Below are 13,730 nucleotides of genomic sequence, written 5' to 3'. Positions count from 1 at the left end.
CGGGACCGGTGGCGCCACGGCCGGTGGCTCCGAGGGGGAACGCCGACTGCGTGCCGCCGTCGCCGCCGCCACGTACCTGCACCGGGTACGGGGCACCCGGCGCGGCCTGTCCGAGGCGGTGCGCCTCGTGTTCGGCGTGACGCCACAGATCACCGAGAGCGGCGCCGCCGAGTGGCACGCCCGGCCGCTCGGCCCGGTACCCGGCGACCACCGCCCGCACCTGCACGTCTCGCTGGCGCTGCCCGACCCGGCCCCCGCCGACGCATACCGACTGGACGCCCTGGTCGCGGCCGCCCGCCCCGCCCACATGCCGTACACGGTCAAGGTCACCGCCGCGACCGCTGCCGAAAGGACCACCGACAGATGACCAGCCAGACCTCCGGACCCGGCCGGGCCACCCCCAGCTGCGCCGAGTGCGGCACCCCGGCGGAACCCGGCCAGTCCTTCTGCGACTCCTGCGGAGCGGTCCTCAGCTGGGCCGACAGCGGCCGGCCGGGACAGGCCGAGCCCACGGGACGTGCCACGACGGCCGACGCCCCCGCCCGGACCCGCACCACGGACGGCCCCGGCACCGACGACCGGCCGGACACCACAGGCCGGACCGGCACCGACGACAGGACCGGACGAGCCGCCAGCAGCCGCAGAGGCGACGCGGACGACTGGCCCGGCACCGACAACAGGGCCGAACGGCCGGCCCGCAGGGGCGACACCGACGACTGGCCGGGAGCCACCGGCCGGACCGGCACCGACGACAGGGGCCGCGCCGCGATACCGCACCCCCGGACGGAAGCGGCGGACAACGGCGCCCGCATGACCGCCCCGGCATCTCCCCCGGCACCGGCACCGGCGACGCATGCCGATGACCGGACCGCCGCACCGGGCGCACCGGGCGCACCGGGAACAGCCACGTCCCACGACCCTTACGGACACGACTCGCACGGCTACGACGACGGAACGGACCGCGCCGCCGGAACATCCGCCGCAGCCACCACCGCACCCGACGGCGCACGCACACCCACCGGCACACCCGAGGGCACACCCGACCGGTCCCGTGGACACCAGGGCAGCGGCGGCCAGGCCCCTGTCACCCCCCGGCCGGCCGACCCGTACACCACGACCCCCGACGGCGACACCGAACCCCTGCCGCACGCGGCGGGCTCCCCCCGGCCGCCGCACCCCCACCACGACGACGACGCCGCCGCGCGGGCCAGGTCCCTCCTCGTCCCCGTCGCCGACCCGGAGCCCCGCGCCCCGGACGAGCCCGCCGTCGCGCCGGTCCTGCCCGGACGTCCCGTCGCCCACCGCCCCCAGGTCCGCGCCGTGGGCCCGCAGGCCGGCGCCGAGGGCGGCATCCCCTGCCCCTGGTGCTCCACCCTCAACCGGCCGGAGCGGCACTACTGCTCCCGCTGCGCCATGTCGATGACCCGCGGCGACGACACCCCGGGGCGCCTGCCCTGGTGGCGCCGGATGTTCGGCGACCGGAACGGCGAGGCGGCCTGGGCGGGCGACCGCCCGCGACTGCGCCGGGGGTTCGGCCACGTCTGGAACTGGGTCGTCGCCGCCGTCGTCATCGGACTGGTCATCGCCCTGATCGTGAACATGGGTGCGATGATCCAGGCCACCCGCGACCACTTCGCCAAGCGGGCTCCGATCGGCCCGTCCAGCGTCAAGGCGTCCCGCTCCTACTCCGAGCACGGCGCGGCCCTCGCCTTCGACAAGCTCAACAACACCTGGTGGGGTCCGGGCATCTCGCAGTCCGCCGAGGGCGAGTGGCTGGAGGCCACCTTCGACCAGCCGACCCGTCTGCTGGACCTCGTGATCACCCCCGGCGTCTCGACCAAGCCGGACCAGCTGTCGGAGTCGGCGCTCCCGCGCCGACTCGACGCCCAAATCACCCTCGCCGACGGCAAGAAGATCACCCGCACCATCACCCTGGACCAGGGCGCCGGCGGCCAGCGCCGCAAGTTCCGGGTCGGCGAGGTGACCACCGTGCGCTTCGTCCTGCGCTCGGCCTACGGCGCCGACCCGAAGAAGCAGGTGGCGATCGCCGAGATCGAGTTCTTCGGCCCCTCGAACAACAACACCTAGTAACCGCCGTCCTTCTCCACCCGACGGCCACCCGACGGGGTCCCGGCCCGCACCACGCCCGCACCGCGCACGAACCCGCGCGGTGCGGGCCGGGCCGGGCCGCCCCGTCCGGCCTCACACCCGCCCCCGTCGCGTACCCGCCCCCGCACCCGTCGCGCCCTCGCGCGCATCTTCGCCATGTCCACGTACAACCCTCCTCCACCCCTCCTCCGGTGGCGCGGCATCCTGCTGCGCGGCACGAGCACCACCCCGACGACGCAGGACGCCGTCAAGCCGCCGGAGTTCAGTGGCGACTTCGCCGACTGACACCGACCGGCCCCGGCTCCGTCCTGCGGAGGACCGAGCCGGCGCCAAGCCCTACGGAGGACGGACGACCAGGCTGACGACCCCTTAGAGTGAACAACAGTTCCTATTTCTTTCAGCGGATATCAGTCTTCCTCCGTAAATATCCTGATGTGGTGAAGCTTTCCGAGTGGGCGGCGCGCAACGGCGTGCATTACCAGACCGCGTGGACCTGGGCGAAGGAGGGCCGTATGCCGGTCCCGGTCGTGCAGACGCCGTCGGGTACATGGCTCGTGACCGAGTCCGTCCCGCAGGCCGCGGGACGGGTCGTGGTGTACTGCCGTGTTTCGTCCGGTGACCAGAAAGCGGACCTGGAGCGCCAGGTCGCCCGGACTGTTCAGGGCGCAATGTCCCGGGCTCTGGTGGTCGCCGACGTGGTGACGGAGGTCGGCTCCGGCTTGAACGGGCGCCGTCGCAAGCTGCACCGGCTGCTCGCCGACCCGGGTGTGGGGACGATCGTGGTCGAGCACCGTGACCGCCTCGCCCGGTTCGGCGTCGAGCACCTGGAGGCCGCCCTCTCGGCCTCGGGGCGGCGCCTGCTCGTCCTTGACCCGGCGGAGAGCGCCGACGATCTCGTGCGGGATGTCACCGAGGTCCTGACCTCGATGTGCGCACGCCTGTACGGCCGCCGCTCTGCGAAGAACCGGGCCGCCCGGGCCGTCGCCGTTGCCACCGGCGCGGAGGTGGCCGGATGAAGAAGTTCAAGCCGCGGCCCGGTTTCACCGTCCTCGCGCACAAGCTCGCGCTGGACCCGAACGCCACCGCCGGCCGCCACCTGCACTCGCACGGAGGTGCCGCGAGGGCAGCGTACAACTGGGCAGTCGCGTACATCACCGCCGCGTGGTGGCAGCGCAGGGCCGAGCAGTCGTACGGCATTGCCGAGGACGAGCTGACACCGTGGCGGTCGTGGTCGCTGCCCTCGCTGCGCAAGGCGTTCAACGAGGGCAAACGCGCCGGCCCGCGCTTCGCCGGCTGGTGGGAGGAGAACTCCAAGGAGGCATACAACACCGGCCTGGCAGGCGCGTCGGCCCGTCAACAAGCCGCCAGGGCACAACTCCCGCTCTGGTGACCCGTTACGGACCATTCCAGTGGAAACACCGGGATTACTGAGATCACTTGATGATCAAAGCAACGGGATGTCACAGCTCGGCCGCAAAGGCGGGCCCGAAACCCCTGGCCCGGCACGTGGCCCCCCGGGACCAGGTACGTTCGACAACGTGGCTGGATTCAGGATCGGACGCGGCCGGGACAACAACGGCGCTCCTCACGCGCGACCGCAACAACCCCCGTACGGACAGCAGACGCCGCCGGGGCCGTCGTACGGCTCCCCGCAGGCGCCTCAACCGTACCCGCCCCAGCAGCCGCCCTATGGCAGAGGCGGCCACAGCGGCGGCGGCAACGGCGGTGGCTGGCCGCAGGTGAACCGCGGGCCGAGCGGCCCGGGCGGTCCGAGCGGTCCGAGCGGCTACGGCGGCCAGCACCGCCCCGGGGCCGGCGGCGGCCACGGCGAGCCCGAATACTTCGGCGACGGCGGCGCGTACCCTCCCGGCCCGCACGCCCCGCACACCCCTCACGACCCGTACGCGGCCAACAACCCGGGTCACACCCAGGCCTTCCGGATCAGCGAGGACCCGTATCCCGGCGACGCGGGCCCCCTGCCCGGTCCGGTCGGCCCCCGCCTGCGCTGGAAGGACCTGCTCAAGGGCATCGTCACCGCCCCTGACCGGACCTTCCTACAGATGCGCGACTACACGATGTGGGGCCCCGCCCTCACCGTCACCTTCCTCTACGGCCTGCTGGCGATCTTCGGCTTCGACGGCGCCCGCGAAGAGGCGATCGACGCCACCCTCACCAGCGCCATACCCATCGTCCTGATGACGGCCGTGGCCATGGTGATCAGCTTCCTCATCCTGGGCGTGGTCACCCACTCCCTGGCCCGCCAGCTCGGCGGCAACGGCGCCTGGCAGCCCACGGTCGGCCTGTCCATGCTGATCATGACCCTCACGGACGCCCCCCGCCTGATCCTCGCGATGTTCGCGAGCGGCGACGCCGGCTTCGTCCAGATCATCGGCTGGGCCACCTGGGTCGCGGGCGGCGCGCTCCTCACCCTGATGGTCAGCCGCTCCCACGACCTCCCCTGGCCGAAGGCCCTGGGCGCGTCCGCGATCCAGCTCCTCGCCCTGCTGTCCCTGGTGAAGCTGGGCACGCTCTGACCACGAGCAGCACATGAGGAAGGGGGCTCCCGGCGGGAGCCCCCTTCTTGTTGCCCTGCCCTCGACCGCCGGCCGTGCGCCCCTCTACGCGTCGAGAACCTGCCCGGCCCGCTTCACCACGGGCGGCTGGACGGACCACTCACACCTGACTCCGGTGGAAGTTGAGGAAGGAGCGCGAGGCGGTGGGCCCGCGCTGCCCCTGGTACCGGGACCCGTACCGCTCACTGCCGTACGGGAACTCGGCGCGCGAGCTGAGCCGGAACAGACACAGCTGGCCGATCTTCATACCGGGCCACAGCTTGATGGGAAGCGTGGCGAGGTTCGACAGCTCGAGGGTCACATGCCCGGAGAAGCCGGGGTCGATGAACCCGGCGGTCGAGTGCGTGACGAGCCCGAGCCGCCCCAGCGAACTCTTCCCCTCGAGCCGCGAAGCGAGATCGTCGGGCAGCGAGATGGCCTCGAACGTGCTGGCCAGCACGAACTCACCGGGATGCAGGATGAAGGGCTCGTCCCCCTCCGGCTCGACGAGCCGGGTCAGCTCCGCCTGCTCGATGGAGGGGTCGATGTGCGGGTACCGGTGGTTCTCGAACACCCGGAAGAAGCGGTCGAGGCGCACGTCGATACTGGACGGCTGCACCATGGATTCGTCGTAGGGATCGATCCGTACCCGCCCGGCGTCGATCTCGGCCCGGATGTCCTTGTCTGAGAGAAGCACTCCCCGAGGATACGCAAGACGCGCAGGCCGGCCACCACCGCGCCGCCCCACGCGCCCACGCCCAAGGTCTACGTACTGCCCCCGGCCCACCGACCGCTCTCACGACCGCCGGGCCGGACACAGCCCTGCCGCTCTGCCGCTCTACCGCTTCCCGAAAGTCACCGGTACGACGCTGCGGAGCCGCGCACAGCGCGGACAGCGCAGCAACCGACCGGGGCCGAGCCGCTCGGCCTGCTGCATCGGGAACGAGGTGGCGGCGAATACGTGCCCATCGGCACAGCGGACGACGGTGCGCTCCATCAAGTCCAAGAGTCCCTTCCCCAAGAACCGCGTCTGGCTTCCTACCCTGACGACAAAAGCCACATTACGGGATCAAGGAGACGGCTCCACAGGCGGCACTCCCCACCCGCACACCCCTCACGCGGAGCCCCACCGTACGCCCCAACTTCAGCCCTCCGCACCCGCTTCCACCCCTGAAACAGCATCAGGCCCCCGGCACGGAAAACACCGGGGACCTGGCATGGGGTACAGTGGGCGAGCATCCGAACACCGGTCGAGACCAGTGTTCTGGATCACAAGCGGGTGTAGTTTAATGGTAGAACATCAGCTTCCCAAGCTGAGAGCGCGAGTTCGATTCTCGTCACCCGCTCCACGAGAAAACCCCAGGTCATCGGCCTGGGGTTTGTGTTTTATCGCTGACTCTTCGGTGCGTTTCACATCATCGTGCACTCGAAAGATAGGGCACGCGGAGGGCACGGGCGCTCAATTGAGGCCGGCCAACCGCCGCTCCTCACGCCAGCGTGTGCCGCTGACCTGCGATTCCACGCCACGCTATGCAAGGTCGAGCAGGGAGAGCCCTCAGCCTGCCATTCCCTCCGTGGGGCAAATTGGCGCTTTCCTGCGCCGCGGAGGGGGCGGCAGGCCGGGACTTGCGACGTAAGACAAATCGTCTTACATTGGTTGCATGGCTGACACCATCACGATCCGCAGCGACTCGGAGACCGAGCACGCTCTGGACGTTCTCACCCATGACGGCAGCTCACGCTCGGCGGCCATCCGCCAAGCCGTGCTCGAAGCCGCCCTGCGCAAAGAGCGGGCTGCCGCGATGCGCCGCGCTGTCCTGCGTATGCCGCTCGGCGAACCGGACGGCATCGACATCGCCGCGGAGATCGCCCGCAGCCGCGAGGACGAGCGCTGATGATCTATCTCGACTCGGCCGCCGTCGTGAAACTCGTCCACGCCGAGTCCGAGTCGCAGGCATTGCGCGACTGGCTCGACGAACGGGCCGAGACCGGATGGACGAGTTCGGTTCTGGTGGAGATCGAGTCGTCGCGGGCCCTGGCACGCTACGCCCCGGAAGCCGTTGCCCGGCTCCACCCGGTCCTTGACCTGATCGAGTTGGTGGAGCTGGACGCGGGCATTCGCATCGTGGCCCAGACGGTGAAACCGGCGACCGTACGGAGTCTGGACGCCATCCACCTGGCAACGGCTCTCCGCATCCGCTCCCAGCTCACCTCCTTCGTCACCTACGACAAACGACTGGCCGATGCCGCCCAAGCAGCCGGACTGACCGTCGACATGCCTGCCTGAGGCATCTCTTCACCGTCAGGATCCCCTGACAGAGGCTCCCGGCCTGCGGATACCTGAGACGTCGCCCGAGTAAAGCGTCACGCCACCGCTCAACTCGCCTTCAGCGCAACGCCCGTCAACGTCCCGCTGAAGGTGCCCACACCGACCTCGTTCCAACCGCGTGCCCCATCCGTGCCTTCAGAGCGGGCAACAGCGGTCACCAAGGGTGCGACCCCGACCCGGCCACGGAATCCTGGCCCCGCGTTACCGCAGGTCAGCGCGGTAGTCGGCGAGCGAGCACCGTCGCTTCCCAAGCTGAGAGCGCGGGTTCGATTCTCGTCACCCGCTCCATGGAGAAGGCCCAGGTCATGCGACCCGGGCCTTCTTGCCGTCTGCTGTGGTCAGTGGTCGCGTACCGGATCCGTGCCGGGAGGCTTGGCGGACGCCTTCGTCGCGGCGGTGGTCCTGGCCTTCCGAACCGTGGCGTCAGCGAGCCGGCGCCTCACCAGGCCAGGGCGTCGGCCATGGTCGACTGCCAGTACGAGACTCCGATCGAGTCGTCCACATACACGCCCTTCGCGGGGAGTGACGGGCGGGCGGTGCCCGCGCCGTCGTTGAAGAAGACCGCGAGGGACTTGGCCGTGTAGCCGTTGGAGCCGCCGCCGTCCGCGGCCGAGAGGAGGACGCCCGCATAGCCCGACTCACCGGGGGCCAGCGTGACCACCGCCTGCGGCTTGGAGTCCTCGAAGGCCGGCGGGACGGACTGGGCCTCGCCGAACCGGACCGCCGGATAGCCGATGAGGTCGCAGTTCTTCGAACCGGTGTTGGTGACCGTGAGAAGAAGGTGGTTCAGGGGGCGGGAGACCTCCGTGGCGGTCATCCGGGTGGAGGTGCTGGAGCAGGGGGTCGAGGCGGACGCCGGGTCCTTGGAGCCCGCGGAACCCGACGAACCTGCAGAACCCGACGAGCCCGTGGCACCCGTCGTGCCGCTCGAACCGGCCGCGCCGCCGATCGAGTCTCCGGAAGCCCAGCCCGCCGGGTCGGTCTGCCCCGCCCCGGTGGGGGTTCCCCCGCTCGCCTCGGGCGAGGACGCGGGCGCCGGCGTGGATGCGGATCCCGCCGGTGCCCCCTCGTCGTGGACGCCTTCTCCGTTGCTGCACGCCGTCAGCGTCAGCGCGGCGGCCGCGAACGCGGCGGCGGCGAACACACGGGTGCGGTGGGTGCGTGCGGACATGTGGTCCCCCTTGGGCAGTGCATGGTGTGGCAGGGGCCGTTCGCCCGGATTCCGGGAGCGGCGTGCTTGGGTGGCCCAAGCTTGTGCGGTGATCCGTCCCGACTGCCACGACTGCCGGGGAATCCGGGACGCTGGAACGCTTGCAACGGCTCTGAACTGGTGGAATGGCCTCCCCCTGGAATGGGGGTCCGGGACGTGGGGAGGGAACGGAACCATGGCGGGAGACGAATTCTCCGAGCTGTTAGGCCGGTTGAAGGAGCGGTCCGGACTCAGTTACGGGGTGCTCGGGAAGCGGCTGCACACGAGCGCGTCCACGCTTCACCGGTACGTCAACGGGGACGCGGTGCCGACGGACTACGCGCCCGTGGAACGGTTCGCGCGGGTGTGCAAGGCGACGCCCGAGGAACTGGTGGAACTGCATCGGCGGTGGGTACTCGCGGATGCCCGGCGGAGGCAGAAGGCGGGCGGAGCCCCTGCCGAGAAGGAACCGCGGACACGGACAGCGGCGGAGGCCGACCCCGGGACGGCGGAGACCGGGGCGGCGGTCGAGGCCGGTCCCGAGGGTGAGCGGCGGTCCGCGGCGAAGGCTCCCGTGGCGCGGCGGCGTACCGCCGTCCTCGCCGGGGCCGCCGCCGTCGTGTCGACCGCGCTCGTGGTGAGTCTCGTGCTCAGCGACGGCGATGACGACCCGGGCGGGAAGCGGCCGGTGGGAACTGCCTCCCGGTCCGTCGGCTCCGTCGGCGAAAGCCCCGGCGCCTCCGAGCCGGCCGACGCGAAGGGCCGGTCGGCCTCGCCGTCCGCCTCGAACAGTGGCACTCCCACGACGTCCGGCTCTGCCTCTGCCTCCGCCTCCCGGAACGGTGCGGCCGGGGCGGCCCGGGGCGGCGGTTCCGAGGACGGGGCCACCGCGCCCACCGTCGCCGTCAATCCGTACAAGTGGGAAGGGCCCTGCAGCCAGCACTACCTGATCGACCGGAAGCCCGAGCAGGTGCCTCCGCCGCCGGGTGAGCCGGACGCGCGGGGGTGGGTCACCGCGCTGGGCGGGGTCGCCGGCGGACAGCAGATGCTCGCGCTGACCGTGCAGGGCACCGGGAGGGCCACCGTCGTCCTGGAGGAACTGCACGTACGGGTGGTGGAGAAGAGCGCGCCCCTCGCCTGGAACGACTTCACGATGGGCGTCGGGTGCGGTGGTGACGTGGAGACGGCGGCCTTCGGGGTGGACCTCGATGCCGGACGGCCCGCGCTCTCCCCCCGGGCCGGTCAGCGCGACTTCCCGTACAAGGTGAGTGAGTCCGATCCCGAGGTCTTCCACATCTTCGCGGACGCGCGGGCACACCACGTGAGCTGGTACCTGGAGCTGACCTGGTCCAGCGGTGACCGGCGGGGCACCGTGCGCGTCGACGACCACGGCAACCCCTTCCGGACGAGCGGGAACACGGGACGGCCCGCGTACACCCATCCGCTCGGTTCCTCCGAGTGGGGGCGGGACGAGGAGAACCGTTCCTAGAAACCGAGCGGGAGTGAGTCCTGGTGCCAGGGCTCCTCCTCACCCGCCGACGATGCCCGACCGCCAGGCCCACGCGGCGATCTCGACGCGGTTACGGGCGGGGAGCTTGGTCTGCACGTTGCCCAGGTGGGTCTTCACCGTGCCCACGGAGATGGACAGTTCGGCGGCGATCTCCGCGTTGGTGAGACCGGTGGCCACGAGCCGGACCACGTCCGTCTCGCGCGCCGACAGACCGGACGGCTGCGGTGCCCGGGAAACGGGCGCGGCCGTGCCCGGCAGGCCCCGCAGCAGGCGGAGGGTGATGGACGGGCTGACGAGGGCTTCCCCGGACGCCGCGGCTCGGATCGCCTCGACGAGCAGCGCGGGGCCGGAGTCCTTGAGGAGGAAGCCGCAGGCGCCGCCGTGCAACGCGCGGTGGACGTACTCGTCGTCGTCGAACGTCGTGGCCACGACGACCTTCGGCGGTTCGACCAGGCCGGGACGGGTCAGCCGGCGCAGCGCCTCCAGGCCGTCCAGCCGGGGCATGCGGATGTCCATCAACACCACGTCGGGCCGGTGCCGTTCGGCGAGTTCCACCGCCTCCAGGCCGTCCGATGCCTGTGCGACGACCTCGATGTCGTCCTCTGCGGCCAGAATCATCTCGAAGCCGGTACGGACCATCGCCTGGTCGTCGGCTATCAGCACCCGGATCGTCATGCGGTGCCTCCCACCGCGGGGCTCGCGGGTTCGCCCACGGGAAGCATCGCCTCGATGCGCCAGCCCCCGGCCGCCGCGGGGCCCGCCTGGACCCGGCCGCCGACCATGCCCACGCGTTCGGCCAGCCCCTTCAGCCCGAAGCCTCCGCCCAGCGCCTGGAGGGCCTGGTGGCCGGCGCGTGGTCGTCCGTCGTCGCTCACCGTCACGGTGACGCAGGGCCCGAACCGGACCAGGCTCACTTCCACCTCGGTGAAGTCGCGGGCGTGCTTGCGTATGTTGGTCAGGGCCTCCATGACCACGCGGTGCAGGGTGGTGACCACCTCCACCGGCAGGTCCTCGAACCCGCCCTCCGTCCGCAGGCTCGCCCGGCCGCCGCCCACCGGGGCGAAACCCTCGACGAGAGACCGCACTTCGGCCATGCCCGCCAGCGGCGCGAGCGCCGCTTCCCCCGTTTCGCCCGAGTCCGTCCCTTCCGGGGCGGTGTCGCGCAGCATCCCCACCATGGCACGCATCGACTTCAGCGCCTCCGCCCCCGCGTGCTCGATCCGTTCGAGCGCCGGCGGCACCAGGTCCGGCCGCCGGACGGCGATCGAACGCGCCCCCTGCGCCTGGACGACGATACCCGTCACATGATGGGCGACGAAGTCGTGCAGGTCCCGGGCGAACTCCGCGCGCTGCTCCAGCCGTACGGCCGTCTCCCGCCGCCGCCGGTCCGCGGTGACCAGGCGTACGGTCAGGCCGACGGCCAGGGCCGCCGTCGCCGCCAGGGTGAGGAAGAACGTCACGATCATGCTGCCCTCGTCGACCCCGAGTGCCAGCGGGCGCAGGACGATCGCCGCCATGGTCAGCGGCACGGCCACCGCCGTCCACACCAGCCTCCCGCGCCAGGCGGTCAGTATCAACAGCCCCAGCAACGCGGCCGGTTCGGTGAAGGCATAGGGAGTGTTCAGGGGGGTGACGGAGGGCAGCCGCATCAGCCATGCCTCGATCACGGGGAGGGCGACCGTGACGCCCAGCGACGCCGCCGCCGCGACACAGGCCACCGCGGGCAGGCCCCGCGCGCCGAGCCGGGGCCACAGCACGAGGGCGGCGGCCGTCAGCAGCCCGGATCCGAGCATGACGGGACCGGCCAGGGTGGCGCGGAAGGTGTCGGAGAGGTGGTCGAGCAACCCCAGACAGAGCAGCAGCACGACCACCAGGGGCCACGCCACGGCGCACAGCCACGACCACCGCCAGGACCACCGCCACGACCACCGCCAGGACCTCATGCCGGGAGCGTAACGGGGAGGTCGGCCAAAAGTCGTAGCGCTCCGCCGAAGATCTACCTTTCGCACGATCCGCCGTCCCGGTGCGGCGGGCGACAGTGGCATCGCCGCCGGACGTCGTCGGCACCCGTCCGTCACACCGAGGAGTACACCCCATGGGCAACATCAACTTCGAGATCGGTGCCCCGACCGTACTGGGGCCCCTGCTGGCCGCGTTCGGCCTGCTCCTGGCCCTGCGCGCACGGCAGGGCCGGCCCGGCTGGACCGGGGGTCACGCGGTGACCCGGCTGCTGGCCGCCGCGTACGCCGCCGGCGTGCTCAGCCTCACGATCTTTCCGATCGTCGTGACCTACGGCGAGTACGCCAACATGATGCCCTGGACCAACCAGATCAGCTGGATTCCCGTGCTCAGCCCCGACCCCAGCATCGCGGCCAACGTGGTCCTGATGGTCCCGCTCGGCATGCTGCTTCCGCTGATGTCCGCCAAGACCACCTCCCTGGCCCGGGTCACCGCCCTTGCGGCGGCGGCCAGCCTGTCGATCGAACTGACCCAGCTCCTCATGTACATCGTGTGCAACAACGCACGTTCGGTGGACGTCAACGATCTCATCACCAACACGCTCGGCGGGCTGGTCGGTTACCTGACCCTTCGTCTGGCGGCCCGCGTCCCGGCGGCGGCGGGCCTGCTGCGCGCCCTCGCCCTGCCCGGCTCCGCGACGGCCACGCGGGAGCGGGAAGCGCGCCGCCACGGCACCCGTCACGCGGTGGAAGCCACCGTCGCCCGCTGACCGCCGCGCCCCACTCTCTCGGAGAGGCATGCCTTGAAGCACAGAGGACGAGCAACGGCCGCCGAGGGCACGGAGGGCGACCCGGCCGCCGACGGCCATGTGTCGATGAGCGGTACGTCAATGGCGACCCCGCACGTGGCGGGCGCCGCCGCGATCCTCGCCCAGGAGCACCCGGACCGGACCGGCGAGCGGATCAGGGCCGCGCTCGCCTCCTCCGCCCAACCGGCCAAGAGCCTCCCCGTGTTCACGCAGGGCACGAGCCTTACGGACCTGAAGCAGGCCATCGACCGGCAGGTGACCGCTGGCCCTGCACTGAGCTTCGGCACCACGCAGTGGCCACACACCGACGACAAGCCTGTCACCAGGGAGATCACCTACCGCGACGACGGCGACCGGCCGGACAGCCTCGCCCTGGCCACCGAGGCGTCCGGTGAGAACGGAAAGCGCGCCGCAGAGGGCATGTTCGAGGTCCCGCCGAAGCGACTCACCGTCCCGGCGGGCAGTGGCTCGTCGGAGTCTTCCAGGACCCGCTCACCTCGGAGTGCCTCGACGACGACCGCTCTCCGGTCGCACAAGGTGGCCCCATGCCGAGGCATGACAGGCACAGCCCGACGCCGTGGGACGACCCCGAGCAGGACAGAGGTCAGCCATCCATGTGCAGTCGCGATGACTCTCCTCAGTCGACCTACGCGTCGACGAGCCCCAAGCGCGGAGAAGGCGATATGAGCACGGCGCTTGTCCACCCCGCGACGTCGTGCCCACAGCGTGCCCTTCAGAGCGGACAACCACGGTCAACAGCGGTGCCAGCAGGCCCTCATACCTGCCGCAGTACAACGAATCTTCCCAGGTCAGCAGCCATGCGGCCGCGCAAGCGCCGTCGCTTCCCAAGCTGAGAGCGCGAGTTCGATTCTCGTCACCCGCTCCAAAGCGAACCCCCAGGTCATGGACCCGGGGGTTGTTTGTCGTCTAGTCCAATTTGGGCCCCATGGCGCCCTCCACGTGCCCTGACTAAGCGCTGGTCCTGGGGGCCGGGAGCTGTGGTCCGAGGGGTGCGACTGGTGCTGGATCCCATGTCCCGAGGGAGGAGCGCTGCCGCGGCCAGGCCGCCGAGGCCGAAGACCGCCAGAGTGGTCATTGCGGCGGCGTACGCGCCCTTGCCGAGGCCGGCGACGAGGATGGTGCCGGCGATGGCCGTGCCGAAGGATGAGCCGAGGTTTGAAGCTTCCCCTTGATCGTGGACACCTGGAGACTGGGACCTGAGAGGTTCCAGAGGAAGTAGTGACCAGGTGGGAAGCACGTACACGAAGCGGTAC

15 protein-coding genes and 1 tRNA gene are annotated in these 13,730 nt (G+C 71.1%); 12 read left to right on the top strand and 4 right to left on the bottom strand.

The genetic code is table 11. From position 1 onward, the window contains the following. The 6 genes from ACFPZI_RS14020 to ACFPZI_RS13995 all read left to right on the top strand — a co-directional run. Positions 1-367, top strand: a 367-nt coding sequence (locus ACFPZI_RS14020; RefSeq protein ID WP_381363000.1) for a phage tail protein, incomplete at its 5' end; no start/stop codon positions are given. Then, the gene (locus tag ACFPZI_RS14015) at positions 364-2,088 is read left to right on the top strand and encodes an NADase-type glycan-binding domain-containing protein (protein ID WP_381362998.1); all 1,725 of its coding nucleotides are present in this window, start codon (positions 364-366) and stop codon (positions 2,086-2,088) included. The genes ACFPZI_RS14020 and ACFPZI_RS14015, both read left to right, overlap by 4 nt. A gap of 177 nt (positions 2,089-2,265) precedes the next feature. Continuing rightward, positions 2,266-2,394, top strand: a complete 129-nt coding sequence (locus ACFPZI_RS14010) for a hypothetical protein (protein WP_381362996.1) — start codon at positions 2,266-2,268, stop codon at positions 2,392-2,394. A 152-nt stretch (positions 2,395-2,546) separates the two neighbouring features. After that, positions 2,547-3,125 carry an IS607 family transposase gene (locus tag ACFPZI_RS14005; protein ID WP_381362995.1) on the top strand — a complete coding sequence of 193 codons (579 nt, stop codon included), beginning with the start codon at positions 2,547-2,549 and terminating at the stop codon, positions 3,123-3,125. After that, positions 3,122-3,499 (top strand): helix-turn-helix domain-containing protein, encoded by a 378-nt coding sequence (locus ACFPZI_RS14000; protein ID WP_381362993.1) that lies wholly within the window; start codon positions 3,122-3,124, stop codon positions 3,497-3,499. Before ACFPZI_RS14005 ends, ACFPZI_RS14000 begins: the two co-directional genes overlap by 4 nt. A 67-nt stretch (positions 3,500-3,566) precedes the next feature. After that, entirely contained in the window at positions 3,567-4,643 is a 1,077-nt protein-coding gene (locus tag ACFPZI_RS13995) for a Yip1 family protein (protein ID WP_381362992.1), read from the top strand. A 139-nt stretch (positions 4,644-4,782) separates the two neighbouring features. Here the strand turns inward: ACFPZI_RS13995 and dcd are convergent, their stop codons facing one another. Next, entirely contained in the window at positions 4,783-5,358 is a 576-nt protein-coding gene (gene dcd / locus ACFPZI_RS13990; RefSeq protein WP_381362990.1) for a dCTP deaminase, read from the bottom strand. Positions 5,359-5,936: 578 nt separating this feature from the next. On the opposite strand from dcd, the gene ACFPZI_RS13985 reads away from it, so the two are divergent. The 3 genes from ACFPZI_RS13985 to ACFPZI_RS13975 all read left to right on the top strand — a co-directional run bounded on the left by ACFPZI_RS13985 (position 5,937) and on the right by ACFPZI_RS13975 (position 6,948). Then, a tRNA-Gly gene (locus tag ACFPZI_RS13985) sits at positions 5,937-6,010 on the top strand. Between the two features lie 312 nt (positions 6,011-6,322). Beyond that, the gene (locus tag ACFPZI_RS13980; RefSeq protein WP_381362988.1) at positions 6,323-6,556 is read left to right on the top strand and encodes a hypothetical protein; all 234 of its coding nucleotides are present in this window, start codon (positions 6,323-6,325) and stop codon (positions 6,554-6,556) included. Continuing rightward, the gene (locus ACFPZI_RS13975) at positions 6,556-6,948 is read left to right on the top strand and encodes a type II toxin-antitoxin system VapC family toxin (RefSeq protein WP_381362986.1); all 393 of its coding nucleotides are present in this window, start codon (positions 6,556-6,558) and stop codon (positions 6,946-6,948) included. Before ACFPZI_RS13980 ends, ACFPZI_RS13975 begins: the two co-directional genes overlap by 1 nt. Positions 6,949-7,429: 481 nt before the next feature. Here ACFPZI_RS13975 and ACFPZI_RS13970 read toward each other — a convergent pair whose 3' ends face one another. Next, positions 7,430-8,161, bottom strand: coding sequence for a DUF4232 domain-containing protein (locus ACFPZI_RS13970; protein ID WP_381362985.1), 732 nt, complete (start codon positions 8,159-8,161; stop codon positions 7,430-7,432). A 214-nt stretch (positions 8,162-8,375) separates the two neighbouring features. Between ACFPZI_RS13970 and ACFPZI_RS13965 the strand changes: the two genes are divergently transcribed. Then, positions 8,376-9,668 (top strand): helix-turn-helix domain-containing protein, encoded by a 1,293-nt coding sequence (locus ACFPZI_RS13965; protein ID WP_381362983.1) that lies wholly within the window; start codon positions 8,376-8,378, stop codon positions 9,666-9,668. A gap of 39 nt (positions 9,669-9,707) precedes the next feature. Here ACFPZI_RS13965 and ACFPZI_RS13960 read toward each other — a convergent pair whose 3' ends face one another. Together ACFPZI_RS13960 and ACFPZI_RS13955 are read right to left on the bottom strand one after the other, a co-directional pair. Beyond that, positions 9,708-10,364 (bottom strand): response regulator, encoded by a 657-nt coding sequence (locus tag ACFPZI_RS13960; protein ID WP_381362981.1) that lies wholly within the window; start codon positions 10,362-10,364, stop codon positions 9,708-9,710. Beyond that, positions 10,361-11,632: a sensor histidine kinase gene (locus tag ACFPZI_RS13955; protein ID WP_381362979.1), complete on the bottom strand. Its 1,272-nt coding sequence runs from the start codon at positions 11,630-11,632 to the stop codon at positions 10,361-10,363. The genes ACFPZI_RS13960 and ACFPZI_RS13955 overlap by 4 nt, the downstream gene beginning before the upstream one ends. A gap of 152 nt (positions 11,633-11,784) precedes the next feature. Between ACFPZI_RS13955 and ACFPZI_RS13950 the strand changes: the two genes are divergently transcribed. Both ACFPZI_RS13950 and ACFPZI_RS13945 read left to right on the top strand, forming a co-directional pair. Further along, positions 11,785-12,417, top strand: coding sequence for a VanZ family protein (locus tag ACFPZI_RS13950; protein WP_381362977.1), 633 nt, complete (start codon positions 11,785-11,787; stop codon positions 12,415-12,417). 33 nt (positions 12,418-12,450) lie between these two features. Further along, the gene (locus ACFPZI_RS13945) at positions 12,451-13,143 is read left to right on the top strand and encodes a S8 family serine peptidase (protein WP_381362975.1); all 693 of its coding nucleotides are present in this window, start codon (positions 12,451-12,453) and stop codon (positions 13,141-13,143) included. Positions 13,144-13,730 lie beyond the last annotated feature (587 nt).

The organism is Streptomyces chlorus (assembly GCF_042655885.1).
GTDB classification, from domain to species: domain Bacteria; phylum Actinomycetota; class Actinomycetes; order Streptomycetales; family Streptomycetaceae; genus Streptomyces; species Streptomyces chlorus.
Note: the sequence above shows the minus strand (reverse complement) of the source record. Positions and strands in the feature narration are given on the sequence as shown.